The organism is Rhizobium sp. P2_G2, from assembly GCF_056403555.1.
Genome location: NZ_JBFUFF010000011.1, coordinates 35,873 through 49,276, shown reverse-complemented (window position 1 = coordinate 49,276; position 13,404 = coordinate 35,873). Strand labels below are relative to the sequence as shown.

Below are 13,404 nucleotides of genomic sequence, written 5' to 3'. Positions count from 1 at the left end.
GTGCAAAAATTGAAGTCAAAAGTGTGAAATCGCTGACAGTGGAGACCCGATTTCGATGACAGACGAACGCATTGTGAGAATGGCGGATCTCGAAATCGACGCCGCGCGCCTGGATGATTACCGCGCCTTGCTGGCGCAGGAGATCGAGGCCTCCGTCGCGATCGAGCCTGGCGTGTTGATGCTGCATGCCGTGGCGCTCCGGGATGATCCCTGCAGGATCCGCATCCTCGAAGTCTATGCCAGCCAGTCGGCCTATGAAGCACACCTCAACACGCCGCATTTCCTGAAATACAAGACCGGCACGTCCGGCATGGTGAAATCTCTGCATCTGATCGAGGTCGATGCGATCGCGATGCGTGCCAAACCGGACATGCCTTGATCATTTGGGTTGGAGGGGGTGCTCCGTTATTTAAGTGCATGCTGTCAATGCGATGCCAGCTTTTCCTTCAGGAACTTGACTGTCCGCTCCCAGGCAAGGTCCGCCGCCTTCTTGTCGTAGCGTGCGCTGGACGTGTCGTTGTTGAAGGCATGGTTGGCGCCTTCATAGACAAAGATCTGGAAATCCTTGTGATTGGCCTTGAGCGCCTTCTCGAAAGCCGGGATTCCGTCATTGGTGCGTTTGTCCAGCCCAGCATAGTGCAGCATCAGCGCCGCCTTGATTTTCGGCACGTCGGCGGCGTCGGGCTGCATGCCATAGTAAGCCACTGCCGCCTTGAGGTCGGGCGCGACGACGGCGAGCTGGTTGGCCCAGCCGCCACCCCAGCAGAAGCCGATGACGCCGACATTGCCGTTGCAGCGGTCATGACCCCTGAGGAATTCGACGGCGGCCTGGAGATTGGTGCGGTTGATGTCCGGATTGGACTTCGAGATCATCTCTCGCGCCTTGTCCTCGTCATCGGGTGTGCCGCCCGCGGGTGAAAGCAGGTCCGGCGCCATGGCAAGAAAGCCTTCGAGCGCCAGCCGCCGTGTGACGTCGCGAATATGGTTGTTGAGCCCGCGATTCTCATGGATGACGATGACGGCCGGCGCCCTGGTTGGCGCCGCCTTGGACACGGCGATATAGGCCCTGATGTCGCCCGGCGCACCGCGATAGGTGATGTCCTCGGCTTGCAGTCTTTTGTCGTCGGGGCCGATAATGTCTGCCTTGGCGCTGTCGGCGGCGATCAGCGGCGCAATGGCCGCTGCGGCGGCAGCGGAGCCTGTCAGCATCTGCAACTTGCGCATAAAATCGCGGCGGTCGAGCGTGAGATGTGTATATTCATCATAGGCGTTGATCATCGCCTGTGTGATTTTCGGCTGGTCCATCACCGTTCTCCCGTTGATTTTCAACGGGATTATGCCGCCAGGGCCGTGGCCGCGCCATGACGCCGCGCTGAAAAAGCTCGACCGGCACCATCAAAATAAAGTGATGGAACCGGTCTGCAATCGGAACGTTATGATTGCTTGGCTTTACTGAATACTCCAGCCATGGCTGACATTGATCGATTGACCGGTCAGCGCATTGCTCTCAAATGCGGCGAAGAACAGAGCCGTCTCGGCGACATCGTCGATCGTGGTGAATTCGCCGTCAACTGTCTGGCCGAGCATCACCTTCTTGACCACATCTTCCTCGGAAATGCCGAGCGTCTTTGCCTGTTCGGGAATCTGTTTCTCGACCAGCGGCGTGCGCACGAAGCCGGGGCAGATGACATTGCTGCGAATGCGATAATGGCCGCCTTCCTTGGCGACGGTGCGGGCGAGACCGAGCAGGCCGTGCTTGGCCGTCACATAAGCAGACTTCAATTCGGAAGCCTCCTTGGAATGCACCGAGCCCATATAGATGATCGCGCCGCCGCCCTGCTGCTTCATCAGCGGGAAACAGGCCTTGGTGGTGAGGAAGGCGCCATCGAGATGGATGGCGAGCATCTTCTTCCAGTCGGCAAACGGGAATTCCTCGATCTTGTGGACGATCTGGATGCCGGCATTGGAAACCAGCACGTCGACCCGACCCCATTTCGCCACCACGGCGGCGACGCCCTTGTTGACTTCATCTTCGCTGGTCACGTCCATGGCAATGCCGATCGCCTCGCCAGGACCCATCTTCGTCAGTTCATCGGCCGCAGCATTAGCGGCATCGGCCTTGAGGTCGGCAATGACCACCTTGGCGCCTTCCGCCACATAGAGCTTGGCGATGCCATAGCCGAGCCCGCTGGCAGCACCCGTGACGATGCAGACCTTGTCCTTGAGTTTCATGATCTTCTCCATTCTTCTTCAGCTTCTGGCGGTTTCCCGGCGATGGTCGATCTGGACGAATCCCTCATCGGGAATGATGCGGTTCAGCCATTGCGGCGAATTGAGCGTATCCGTCACGTCGTCATAGCCCGCTTTCCAATGCTCCTCCATCGTGAGCCGGGAAAATTCGTTGTCCATGGAATGGGTCTCGTATTTCTTGCGTCGGTAGATCAGATGCACGGCGGTAACGGCGCCGAGATCTTCGGGCCGGTTCAGGAACAGAAAGTCCTTGTCGTTGCGGAACTCTTCCGGCACCAGGCTCAGAACGCGGGCGAGCGCCTTCTTGTATTTCTGCTTGGTCTTTGCCTCTTGCGTGTTGAGACGCGTGCGGCTCGAATAGCGGATCTCCTTGTCGCGGGCGAGCACATCCGACATATCCTCCGGCATGCGGCCCTCGGCCGAGAACAGATCGACCTGGAAGACGCAGATGTCGTCGGTCGTCTTGCGCTCATCGAGCACCCACTGGAACGGCGTGTTGGAGACCAGGCCGCCGTCCCAATAGAACTTATCGTCGATCTGCACCGGCGGAAAGCCGGGCGGCAGTGCGCCGGAGGCGGCGACGTGGTGGGCGGTGATATGGGTCGGCTTGCGATGTTTCGACGAGGGAAAATTGTCGAAATAATCGAAATTGCCGCTGGCCACCTCGACCGCGCCGAGGCTGAGCCGCACGGCGCGATGATTGATCAGGTCGAAATCGATGAGGTGGTTCAGCGTATCGATCAGGGGCGCAGTGTCGTAATAGCTGATCCGCGCATTGGAATCGGTGAAATATTGCCAGGGTGTCAGCGCCCGCGGCACGTAAAAACCCTGCACCCCGGCAAGCGCGTTGAAATTCGCCGAATACTCGTTGAGCCACTTACGAGCCAGATCGGGCGCGTGGGCCATCAGCGATTTTGGCCCGTCCGACACCATGTCCCAGAAGCTGCGCAGGTTTTCGATGCGCTTGTCTTCCGGACTGCCGGCGATGATCGCCGAATTGATGGCGCCAATAGAGATGCCAGCGATCCATTCCGGCCGGACACCGGCCTTGTGCAGCGCCTCATAGGCGCCGGCCTGATAGGCCCCAAGTGCACCGCCGCCCTGCAGAACGAGGAATTTGCGATCCTTGCCAAGCTTCATGCCGAAAGCCTTTCGTGCTGCACCACATCGGCGAGTAATCCGCCTGGGAAAATATATCTAAGGCCCGGCATTGAGGCGAAATTGTGCAATGCAAAACAACCGAAAGACCGGAAAGATTTTTGTGCTTCCGATGCGGCGTCCAAGGAAAGGGCATGCAGGTGGACGCCAAACGAAAGACGGCACCTGCAAGGGCGCCGTCGATCGGTAATTTGGAGAATTGTCGGAGCCGATGCCGTCGGCGCCGCTCATGCACCGCCGGGATAGTTCGGGCTTTCGCGGGTGATGGTCACGCCATGGGTATGGCTTTCGCGCAGGCCCGCACCGGAAATGCGCACGAAGGTCGCCTTCTCCTGGAAATCCCGAAGGTTCTTGCCGCCGACATAGCCCATGGCGGCGCGCAAGCCGCCGGCGAGCTGGTGCAGGACGCCGGAGGCCGGTCCCTTATACGGCACCTGGCCCTCGATGCCCTCCGGCACCAGTTTCAGCGTGTCGCGCACTTCCGCCTGGAAATAGCGGTCGGCGGAACCGCGCGCCATCGCGCCAACCGAGCCCATGCCGCGATAGGATTTGAACGAGCGGCCCTGGTAGAGATAGGTCTCGCCCGGCGCCTCGTCGGTGCCGGCAAGCAGTGAGCCGATCATACCGGCTGACGCACCGGCGGCGATCGCCTTGGCGAGGTCGCCGGAGAATTTGATGCCGCCATCGGCAATGACGGGGATGTTCTGCTTGCTGGCGACGTCCACCGCGCCCATGATCGCGGCAAGCTGCGGCACGCCGACGCCGGCGACGATGCGGGTGGTGCAGATCGAACCCGGACCGATGCCGACCTTGACGGCATCCGCGCCGGCATCGATCAGCGCCTGGGTCCCGTCCGGCGTCGCGACATTGCCGGCCATGATGCGCAGCGAATTCGACAGCTTCTTGGCGCGGGTCACGGCGTCCAGCACGCGCTGCGAATGCCCGTGTGCGGTGTCGATCACCAGCAGGTCGACGCCGGCATCGATCAGCCGTTCGGCGCGTTCGAAACCGTCATCGCCCACCGAGGTGGCGGCAGCGACACGCAGGCGACCCTGCGCATCCTTCGATGCATGCGGATTGAGCTGCGATTTCTCGATGTCCTTGACGGTGATCAGGCCGATGCAGTGGCCGGCATCGTCGACGACCAGCAGTTTTTCGATACGATGCAGGTGCAGCAACCGCTTCGCATCGCCCTGTTCGACATTCTCCTTGACCGTGACCAGGTTTTCCCGGGTCATCAGCTCATAGACCTTCTGCCCTGGGTCGGAGGCGAAGCGGACGTCGCGGTTGGTGAGGATGCCGACCAACCGGCCGGTGCGGCCCGTGCCCTGGGTCTCAACCACCGGAATGCCGGAAATGCCGTGCGTCTTCATCAGCGACAAAGCCTCGGCAAGGGTGGCATCGGGACCGATGGTCACCGGATTGACCACCATGCCGCTCTCGAATTTCTTCACCTGGCGGACCTGCTCGGCCTGCGCGACGGGATCGAGATTGCGGTGGATGACGCCCATTCCGCCGGCCTGCGCCATGGCGATGGCCAGACGGGCTTCCGTCACCGTGTCCATGGCGGCGGAAAGCAGCGGCAGGTTCAGCTCGATATCGGCCGCGATTTTGGTGGAAATGTCGGTCTGGCCCGGCATGACCTCGGAATGGCCGGGCTGCAGCAGCACGTCGTCAAAGGTAAGCGCCTGAAGGCCGGTGATGGTTTCGATGATGCGCGCCATGCCATGTTCCTTAAATAATGAGTGCCGCCGGTTCGGGCGCGAACCGTGTGCGGAAATACCTTTCGGAAGATGGCGAGGGCTGGTACCACGATCACGGCCTGAAGGGAACAGGCCGGCTCATGAAATTTCAATGAATTTTGCGCAGGGCAGGGATGCAAAGATCGGAGGGAAGGCGGTCGGCATGCGACAGCAATCGCCGACCTTCCTCTTTAAAGGTAGCCAAGTCGAGCGGTTGGAAATCGTCGCTCTCGATGCTGTCGCGCCAGGCTTTCTTCAGGCCGTCTGTGGGAGTGCCATCTTTCATTGTAAGACCTCGCCGTTATTCGACCGGCCGTTCCCGAGGCACAGGCACTTTCTTGAGCGGCGGCACCAGATTCGAGAAATCCTCGATCGAGCGGAAGACGACGGCCGTAACCGGTTCTGTCGGTGAGGCATAGGCGGTCTCGGTGCTTGCCGGCACGTCGCTGGCGGTCGCCACGTCGGCGACGACAGGCCCATGATATTCGGCCGCCGCCATTGATGGCACCGCCTGCTCATTGAGCACCATGGTGCATGCCTTCGGCAGCGCGTTCATCGTCAGATAGGCTGGCTTCACCGGTTTCACCGGCTTGACCTTGGGCTTTTCCGCGACTTTCGGTATTGGCTTCGGTCTCACCCGGTCGAGCCACTGGGCCACCTCCTTGCCGCAGCCGCTGTCCTGCGGCGGGGTAACCTGCGGCGTGCAGGTCGTCGAACCGATGGGGCATTTGATGCGGATGTGGAAATGATAGTCATGGCCGTACATCGGCCTGACCTTCCACAACAGCGTCTTATCGCCGGTCCAGGTGTCGCAGAGCTTCTTCTTGATGCCGGGATTGACGAAGATGCGTTCGACCTCGGGATAGCTCGCCGCCCGCATGATCAGCGCTTCGTGCGGTGCATTGTTCCAGACGCTGTCGTTGACATAGACGCTGTCCTTGCGCAGCATCGAATTCTCCGGAAAGTGGTCGCGTTCGGCATCGCTCAGCATATGGTCCGGCATCGGCGTCAGCCAGATGTCGGCATCGAGGCCGATCTGGTGCGAAGCATGGCCGTTCAGCATCGGGCCGCCACGCGGCTGGGCGATGTCGCCGATCAACAGGCCATTCCAGCCGTCCTTGTCATGGGCGTCGTGCGACAGGCGCTCCAGAAGGCTGATCATTGCCGGATTGCCCCAGCGACGATTGCGCGATGGATGCAGCACCTGCCAGGTCGGGCCATCGGAGGGGATCGCCACGCCGCCCATCAGGCAGCCATTGGCGTAGAAGCCGATCGATTCGGTCGGCCCCACCGTCGGCAATTGCTTGACGCCAAACAGCTTCTTGGCGGGGATGGGATCCTGCGCCACAGCAGGCGCGGCCATGGTGAGACTCAGAATTGAAACGGCGAGCCGGAATAGAAAACTTCTCAACGCTGCTCCCTCTGAATTTCCTGTATTGATCATCGTCCTGCGCGAAACTGATTTGGCCAGACTACTATAATTCGTGAGGATTTGGCGGAAAGCATGGCTTTGCCGAAAAATCTCACTCGCGAATGGCAAATTTGCCACGATCGTTTTTTGACATTAGATCATCAGAGGAATCGCAGTCTGTCGCAAAGGAAGTGAAGATGGGTTTGAGGATGAATGGAAAACATGCGGCACTGTCGGGATTGCTTGCCCTGTCGCTCCTCATTCCCGGCCCCGTCTGGGCAGACAACTGGACCAACGGCGTGTCGGTCATCGGTAAGCTTAAATATCCGCCGGGCTTCAAGCATTTCGATTATGTCAATCCTGACGCGCCGAAGGCGGGGGATTTGCATCTTTCGGCATATGGTACTTTCGATTCGCTCAATCCGGTGGCAGGCAGCAAGGGCAACGTCGAGGGTGCAATCGGCCTGGTTTTCGAGACGCTGATGAAGTCTTCTTCGGACGAAGCGTTTTCGTCATATGGTCTGCTAGCCGAAGCAGTCTCCTATCCCGAGGATTTCTCTTCTGCCTCGTTCCGGCTCAATCCGAAGGCAAAATGGGCCGACGGCCAGCCAGTAACCGTGGATGACGTAATTTATTCCTTGGACAAGGCCAAAGAACTCGACCCGGCCAAGGCCTTCTACTATCAGCATGTTTTAAAGGCCGAGAAGACCGGTGACCGCGAGGTTAAATTCACCTTCGACCAGAAGGGCAATCGGGAATTGCCCAATATCGTTGGCCAGCTGATCATCGTACCGAAGCACTGGTGGGAAGGAGTGGATGCGAATGGCAAGAAGCGCGATGTTGGCGGAACGACCCTGGAACCGGTGATGGGGTCCGGTCCCTACAAGATCGTTGCCATCCGTCCGGGTTCATCGGTCAAGTATGAGTTGCGTGACGACTACTGGGGCAGGGACTTGCCGGTCAACGTCGGCCAGAATAACTTCAGGAGCATCGAATATACCTATTTCGTCGACCGCGACGTCGAGTTCCAGGCGTTCCGCAGCGGCGCCATCGATTATTGGCAGGAAAACAAGGCACAACGCTGGGAGACTCAGTTCAATTTCCCAGCAATGATGCAGGGTAAAATCAAGAGAGAAAAATTCCCGAATGAAGCTCGTGCACAAGGTGTGATGGTTGCCTTCATTCCAAATCTGCGGCGGGACAAATTCAAGGATGAGCGCGTCCGGGAGGCATTGAACGAGGCTTTCGACTTCGAGACGCTGAGGCGCACCATATTTTACGGCTGGTACGAGCGGATCAACTCCTACTTTGCTGGAACAGAACTAGCCTCCAGTGGCTTGCCGATAGGCAAGGAGCTGGAAATTCTCAGCAGTATCAAGGACGAACTGCCGCCGTCCATCTTTACCAAGGAATACAAGAATCCGGTTGGAGGCGACCCGAACAAGGTGCGCAACAACCTTCGACAAGCCGTGGCGTTGTTCAAGCAGGCTGGCTATGAAATCCGCGGCAATAAAATGGTCAATGTCAAAACCGGTGAGCCCTACAGCTTCGAGATCATGCTCAGCTCGAATATCATAGAGCCGGTCGCACTATCGCTGGCCGCCAATCTCAAGCTGATCGGTGTGACGGTCACTATCCGCTCCGTCGACGCTTCGCAATTTGTCCAGCGTGCCCGGACACGTGATTTCGACGTAATGTACAATGCTTGGGGCGAGAGCCTCAACCCGGGCAACGAGCAGGCGGAATACTGGGGTTCAAAGTCGGCTGCGACACCGGGTACGCAAAACTATCTAGGTGTTGCCGATCCCGCGATCGACAAGCTCATTCAGAAGGTAATCTTTTCGGCGGATCGTGACGACCAAGTAGCGGCGGTTCATGCACTGGATCGCGTCTTGCTGCATCACCATTACGTGATACCGAGCTATTTCCGCAGCGAAGATCCCGTCGCTTGGTGGGATAAGTTCGACCGGCCCAAGGAACTGCCGAAATATTCGATCGGCTTCCCGGCGATTTGGTGGATGAAGCAGAAATAGTCCTTGAGCCTGACGAAAGGCTGGTATCCTAGCCGTCGCAGATAGTCCCAATCGACGCGAATCAGCGGTTTTCTGGAGAATCATTTGACAACCGGACAGGCAACGGCATCACGATGCCCCGCAACGCTCATGGACCGGGAGGCCTGATTGGGAGCCTATATCCTTCGGCGCCTGCTGCTGATGATCCCGACGCTTCTGGGAATCATGCTGCTTTCATTCACCATCGTGCAGTTCGCCCCAGGCGGTCCGGTCGAGCAGATCGTCGCCGAACTGACCGGGCAGAATACCGATTCGCTGAATGGCGGCGGCAATGATGTCGGCGTGAACACCAGCTCGAAATATCGCGGTGCTCAGGGTCTTGATCCGGAATTCATCGCCAAGCTCAACAAGCAGTTCGGCTTCGACAAGCCTGCTTGGCAGCGTTTCGGCGAAATGATGTGGAACTATATCCGCTTCGATTTCGGCGAAAGCTTCTTCCGCAACGAAACGGTCATCAACCTGATCAAGGAGAAGATACCGGTATCGATCTCGCTTGGCGTCTGGATCCTGCTGCTTTCTTATGCCATTTCGATCCCGCTCGGTATTCGCAAGGCAGTTCAGGACGGCTCGACCTTCGATGTCTGGACCTCCGGCGTGGTCATCGTCGGCTATGCCATTCCGAGCTTCCTGTTCGGCATCATGCTGATCGTGCTGTTTGCCGGCGGCTCGTTTTTCAACTGGTTTCCACTACGCGGCCTGACCTCCGACAATTTCGACCAGTTGAGTATCGGCGGCAAGATCCTCGACTATCTCTGGCACATTACTCTGCCGGTCGTATCGATGTTGGTCTCGGCATTCGCCACCACCACGCTGCTTACCAAGAATTCCTTCCTCGAAGAGATCCGCAAGCAATATGTGACGACGGCGCGTGCGAAAGGCCTGACGGAGCGACGCGTGCTCTATGGCCACGTCTTTCGCAATGCCATGCTGATCGTCATCGCCGGCTTCCCCGGCGCCTTCATCACCGCCTTCTTCTCCGGCGCACTGCTGATCGAGAATATCTTCTCCCTCGATGGCCTCGGCCGGATGGGCTACGAGGCCGTGATAAAGCGCGACTATCCGATCGTTTTCGGCACGCTCTATATCTTCTCTCTGATGAGCATGTTCCTGACGCTGGCTTCCGACCTGATTTACACATGGGTCGATCCGCGCATCGATTTCGAAAGACGGGATGTCTGAGATGGAGATGCCGATCAGAAAACCGCGCCTGACACCACTCAACGCCCGCCGGCTCGCCAATTTCCGCGCCAACAAGCGCGGCTATTGGTCATTCTGGATTTTCGCCGTCCTGTTCGTGCTCAGCCTGTTCGCTGAATTCATCGCCAACGACCGGCCGATCCTAGTCTCTTACAAAGGCGAGATCCTGATGCCGATCTTCGTCGACTATCAGGAGGACAAGTTCGGCGGTTTCCTAGCCGAAACGGATTTCAAGACCGACTATATCCGTGACGAGATCAACGCCCATGGTTGGATGTTGTGGCCGCCGATTCGTTATTCCTATGACACCGCCAATTCCAACATACCGCATTCGGCACCGACAGAGCCGTTCTGGAGGATGGACGCTAAGGATCGATGTGCCGGCTATCCTGGGAAGGATGCCGATCCCGATTGCACGCTCGGCAATATGAACTGGCTTGGCACCGACAGCCAGGCCCGCGATGTGCTGGCCCGCGTCATCTATGGCTTCCGTATTTCGGTCTTGTTCGGCCTGGCGCTCACTTTGCTGTCGTCGATTATCGGAGTCGGCGCTGGCGCCGTGCAAGGCTATTTCGGCGGCCGGACTGACCTGCTTTTCCAGCGCTTCATCGAAATCTGGTCGTCCATGCCGGAACTCTACATCCTCTTGATCATCGCTGCCGTCCTGCCGTCCGGCTTTTTCATCCTGCTCGGCGTGCTGTTGTTGTTTTCGTGGACACGCCTTGTGGCGGTGGTGCGCGCGGAGTTCCTGCGGGCGCGGAATTTTGAATATGTACGTGCGGCCCGTGCGCTCGGCGTCAACAATGCCACAATCATGTGGCGGCATCTGCTGCCCAACGCCATGGTGGCGACGCTGACGTTCGTGCCGTTCATTCTGTCCAGTTCGATCTCGACACTGACTGCGCTCGACTATCTCAGCCTTGGAATGCCGCCCGGTTCTCCCTCCCTCGGTGAACTGGTCAGCCAGGCCAAGAACAATCTGCAGGCACCCTGGCTCGGCTTCACCGCCTTTTTCACGCTCGCCATTACGCTCTCGCTGCTAATCTTCATCGGCGAAGCAGTGCGCGACGCTTTCGATCCAAGGAAGACCTTCGGATGAGCAGAACTCGCTTTTTCACGGGTTCCAGCTTATCTTCAAGACAAAGCCTTGAGGATTGAATGTCATGAACAAGATCGTGCGCGAACACTATCCGGTTGCGAACCTGCCCGAGGATTTGCGGAAGGAATTTGAAGGTGCCGAGATGGTGACGCTCCAGATACAAGAGGAAAGCGATTTAGTGGAAATCCGCGATTTGTGGTCTGTTCCGATCGAGCAAATCAAGCCGCTTACGCCTCAGCAATTCGAGGCAGCGTTACAGGAAATTCGCAGTTCCGGTCTGCCCAACGTATCCCCGGATGAGTCTGTTAGACGCATTCGCGAACTTCGAGACGAATGGGATAGCGAATGACGGTGTTCGAACGCATCTACCTTGATGCCAATGTGCTTATCGACTTGGCTCAAGATCAGGGTAGGGTGGGTTCGCTTCTGCAATCCATAGTCATAAAGCATCCAAAAGAAGGTAGACACCCGCTTTTCATGACCAGCGAATTGACGTTCGCTGAAGTGTTGGTATGGCCCTACCGGGACAAAGTTGAATCTCTGGCGAAGTTTTATCTTCAGATCCGCTCCGGCAGCTATTGGCTGGATGTCATTCCGGCGTCGTTCACAATGCTTGCAAGAGCTGCCGCTCTTCGAGCGACATTCAAGTCGCTAAAGCTGCCCGATGCCATCCACTTGGGCACGAGCCGAATTGCCAATTGCTCTCATTTTCTCACCAACGATCTGGGGCTGTCGGATATCGCAGAAGCACGGCATCAATTCCGGGAGGAATTGATGCCTCCGGTGAATGTTATTCGTGCGAACATCAACAGCCTGGAGTCGATCCTCGGGGAAATTACATCATGACTGATCCTCTCCTGTCCATCCGCGATCTTTCCGTCGCCTTCCAGCAAGGCGGCAGGACATCGATTGCGGTCGACCATATTTCCTTCGACATCCTGCAGGGCGAAGTCGTGGCGCTGGTGGGTGAATCCGGCTCGGGCAAGTCGGTGACTGCCAACTCCATTCTCAAACTGCTGGCCTATCCCGCGGCCAGTCATCCGTCGGGGCAGATTTTCTTCAAAGGCCAGGACCTGCTCGCCGCAAAGTCTGAGGCCTTGCGGCATGTCCGCGGCAACGACATCACCATGATCTTCCAGGAGCCGATGACCTCGCTCAATCCGTTGCACACGATCGAGCGGCAGATCGCTGAAATCCTGCATCTGCATCAGGCGGTCAACCGGACGGAGGCGCGCAGTCGCGTGATCGAACTCCTGACCCAGGTTGGCATCCGCGACCCGGAAAAGCGGCTATCTGCCTTCCCACATGAACTGTCCGGTGGCCAGCGCCAGCGCGTCATGATCGCTATGGCGCTCGCCAACCGACCGGAGCTTCTGATCGCCGACGAGCCGACGACGGCGCTCGACGTCACGGTGCAGGCGCAAATCCTGGAATTGCTGCGCAAGCTCAAGGCCGAGCATGGCATGTCGATGCTGTTCATCACCCATGACCTCGGCATCGTCCGCAAGATAGCCGATCGGGTCTGCGTCATGACCAAGGGCAAGATCGTCGAGGCTGGTCCGACCGCCGAAATCTTCGCCAATCCGCAGCATCCTTATACGAAGCATCTTCTCGCCGCTGAGCCGAAGGGCGAGCCGCCGGTTACCGATGAGTCCAAACCGATCATCATCGAAAGCCAGGACTTGAAAGTCTGGTTTCCGATCAAGACGGGCTTCCTGCGCAAGATCACCGATTATGTGAAGGCGGTCGATGGCATCGACCTCAAGCTCAAGGCGGGCCAGACGCTCGGCATCGTCGGCGAATCCGGTTCCGGCAAGACGACGCTCGGTCTGGCCCTGACGCGGCTGATTTCGTCCAAGGGACGCATCGCCTTTGTCGGCTCGGATATTCAGAACGCCAGCTTCGCCGAGATGCGGCCGCGCCGTCGGCAAATGCAGGTCGTCTTCCAGGATCCCTATGGATCGCTATCGCCGCGCATGTCGGTGGCCGAGATCATCGGCGAGGGTCTTGGCGTGCATGAGCCGTCAATCTCCGACGAGGAACGCGATCGCCGTGTTTCGGAGGCGCTGACGGAAGTCGGGCTCGACCCGGAAACGCGTCACCGCTATCCGCATGAATTTTCCGGTGGCCAGCGGCAGCGCATCTCCATTGCCCGCGCCATGGTGCTGAAACCGAAATTCGTCATGCTCGACGAACCGACTTCGGCGCTCGACATGAGCGTGCAGGCCCAGGTCGTCGAACTGCTGCGAGACCTGCAGGCCAAGCACGACCTTGCCTACCTGTTCATCAGCCATGACCTCAAGGTGGTCCGGGCACTCGCCAACGAGATCATCGTCATGCGCAACGGCAAGGTCGTCGAGCAAGGCCCATCCAAAGAGTTGTTTTCGGCGCCCAAGGAGGATTATACCAAGGCCCTCCTCGCCGCGGCCTTCAATATCGAGGCCGTCAAGACCGCCGCCGTCCATCAGTGAGTGC

At 58.4% G+C, this 13,404-nt stretch carries 13 protein-coding genes; 7 read left to right on the top strand and 6 right to left on the bottom strand.

The window, feature by feature from the left end:
• Window positions 1-55: 55 nt before the first annotated feature.
• Window positions 56-379 (top strand): putative quinol monooxygenase, encoded by a 324-nt coding sequence (locus AC1D06_RS11490; protein ID WP_477986319.1) that lies wholly within the window; start codon window positions 56-58, stop codon window positions 377-379.
• Window positions 380-423: 44 nt separating this feature from the next.
• Here AC1D06_RS11490 and AC1D06_RS11485 read toward each other — a convergent pair whose 3' ends face one another.
• The 6 genes from AC1D06_RS11485 to mepA all read right to left on the bottom strand — a co-directional run bounded on the left by AC1D06_RS11485 (window position 424) and on the right by mepA (window position 6,594).
• On the bottom strand, window positions 424-1,305 hold the full coding sequence (locus tag AC1D06_RS11485) for a dienelactone hydrolase family protein (RefSeq protein ID WP_477875733.1): 882 nt from the start codon (window positions 1,303-1,305) through the stop codon (window positions 424-426).
• Between the two features lie 144 nt (window positions 1,306-1,449).
• Window positions 1,450-2,232: a 3-hydroxybutyrate dehydrogenase gene (locus AC1D06_RS11480; protein ID WP_477875732.1), complete on the bottom strand. Its 783-nt coding sequence runs from the start codon at window positions 2,230-2,232 to the stop codon at window positions 1,450-1,452.
• Window positions 2,233-2,250: 18 nt separating this feature from the next.
• Window positions 2,251-3,390 (bottom strand): patatin-like phospholipase family protein, encoded by a 1,140-nt coding sequence (locus AC1D06_RS11475; protein WP_477875731.1) that lies wholly within the window; start codon window positions 3,388-3,390, stop codon window positions 2,251-2,253.
• A gap of 245 nt (window positions 3,391-3,635) precedes the next feature.
• Complete coding sequence (gene guaB, locus AC1D06_RS11470; protein WP_477875730.1) at window positions 3,636-5,132, bottom strand: IMP dehydrogenase; 1,497 nt, start codon at window positions 5,130-5,132, stop codon at window positions 3,636-3,638.
• 127 nt (window positions 5,133-5,259) lie between these two features.
• Window positions 5,260-5,436 (bottom strand): hypothetical protein, encoded by a 177-nt coding sequence (locus tag AC1D06_RS11465; RefSeq protein WP_477875729.1) that lies wholly within the window; start codon window positions 5,434-5,436, stop codon window positions 5,260-5,262.
• Window positions 5,437-5,451: 15 nt separating this feature from the next.
• Window positions 5,452-6,594: a penicillin-insensitive murein endopeptidase gene (gene mepA / locus AC1D06_RS11460; RefSeq protein ID WP_477986318.1), complete on the bottom strand. Its 1,143-nt coding sequence runs from the start codon at window positions 6,592-6,594 to the stop codon at window positions 5,452-5,454.
• A gap of 164 nt (window positions 6,595-6,758) precedes the next feature.
• On the opposite strand from mepA, the gene AC1D06_RS11455 reads away from it, so the two are divergent.
• The 6 genes from AC1D06_RS11455 to AC1D06_RS11430 all read left to right on the top strand — a co-directional run bounded on the left by AC1D06_RS11455 (window position 6,759) and on the right by AC1D06_RS11430 (window position 13,400).
• The gene (locus AC1D06_RS11455; RefSeq protein WP_477986317.1) at window positions 6,759-8,594 is read left to right on the top strand and encodes an extracellular solute-binding protein; all 1,836 of its coding nucleotides are present in this window, start codon (window positions 6,759-6,761) and stop codon (window positions 8,592-8,594) included.
• 147 nt (window positions 8,595-8,741) lie between these two features.
• Entirely contained in the window at window positions 8,742-9,812 is a 1,071-nt protein-coding gene (locus AC1D06_RS11450) for a microcin C ABC transporter permease YejB (protein ID WP_477986316.1), read from the top strand.
• Between the two features lie 7 nt (window positions 9,813-9,819).
• Complete coding sequence (locus AC1D06_RS11445; protein ID WP_477875725.1) at window positions 9,820-10,929, top strand: ABC transporter permease; 1,110 nt, start codon at window positions 9,820-9,822, stop codon at window positions 10,927-10,929.
• A 64-nt stretch (window positions 10,930-10,993) separates the two neighbouring features.
• Window positions 10,994-11,278: a hypothetical protein gene (locus tag AC1D06_RS11440; RefSeq protein ID WP_477679902.1), complete on the top strand. Its 285-nt coding sequence runs from the start codon at window positions 10,994-10,996 to the stop codon at window positions 11,276-11,278.
• The gene (locus AC1D06_RS11435; protein WP_477875724.1) at window positions 11,275-11,775 is read left to right on the top strand and encodes a type II toxin-antitoxin system VapC family toxin; all 501 of its coding nucleotides are present in this window, start codon (window positions 11,275-11,277) and stop codon (window positions 11,773-11,775) included. Before AC1D06_RS11440 ends, AC1D06_RS11435 begins: the two co-directional genes overlap by 4 nt.
• The gene (locus AC1D06_RS11430) at window positions 11,772-13,400 is read left to right on the top strand and encodes an ABC transporter ATP-binding protein (RefSeq protein WP_477875723.1); all 1,629 of its coding nucleotides are present in this window, start codon (window positions 11,772-11,774) and stop codon (window positions 13,398-13,400) included. The genes AC1D06_RS11435 and AC1D06_RS11430 overlap by 4 nt, the downstream gene beginning before the upstream one ends.
• Window positions 13,401-13,404 lie beyond the last annotated feature (4 nt).

What these genes read in the sequence shown, in the direction of transcription:
- AC1D06_RS11465 (WP_477875729.1), bottom strand. Translation starts at nt 5,436, where the DNA reads ATGAAAGATGGCACTCCCACAGACGGCCTGAAGAAAGCCTGGCGCGAC.
- AC1D06_RS11455 (WP_477986317.1), top strand. Translation starts at nt 6,759, where the DNA reads ATGGGTTTGAGGATGAATGGAAAACATGCGGCACTGTCGGGATTGCTT.
- mepA (WP_477986318.1), bottom strand. Translation starts at nt 6,594, where the DNA reads ATGATCAATACAGGAAATTCAGAGGGAGCAGCGTTGAGAAGTTTTCTA.
- AC1D06_RS11475 (WP_477875731.1), bottom strand. Translation starts at nt 3,390, where the DNA reads ATGAAGCTTGGCAAGGATCGCAAATTCCTCGTTCTGCAGGGCGGCGGT.
- AC1D06_RS11430 (WP_477875723.1), top strand. Translation starts at nt 11,772, where the DNA reads ATGACTGATCCTCTCCTGTCCATCCGCGATCTTTCCGTCGCCTTCCAG.
- AC1D06_RS11445 (WP_477875725.1), top strand. Translation starts at nt 9,820, where the DNA reads ATGCCGATCAGAAAACCGCGCCTGACACCACTCAACGCCCGCCGGCTC.
- AC1D06_RS11480 (WP_477875732.1), bottom strand. Translation starts at nt 2,232, where the DNA reads ATGAAACTCAAGGACAAGGTCTGCATCGTCACGGGTGCTGCCAGCGGG.
- guaB (WP_477875730.1), bottom strand. Translation starts at nt 5,132, where the DNA reads ATGGCGCGCATCATCGAAACCATCACCGGCCTTCAGGCGCTTACCTTT.
- AC1D06_RS11435 (WP_477875724.1), top strand. Translation starts at nt 11,275, where the DNA reads ATGACGGTGTTCGAACGCATCTACCTTGATGCCAATGTGCTTATCGAC.
- AC1D06_RS11485 (WP_477875733.1), bottom strand. Translation starts at nt 1,305, where the DNA reads ATGGACCAGCCGAAAATCACACAGGCGATGATCAACGCCTATGATGAA.
- AC1D06_RS11490 (WP_477986319.1), top strand. Translation starts at nt 56, where the DNA reads ATGACAGACGAACGCATTGTGAGAATGGCGGATCTCGAAATCGACGCC.
- AC1D06_RS11440 (WP_477679902.1), top strand. Translation starts at nt 10,994, where the DNA reads ATGAACAAGATCGTGCGCGAACACTATCCGGTTGCGAACCTGCCCGAG.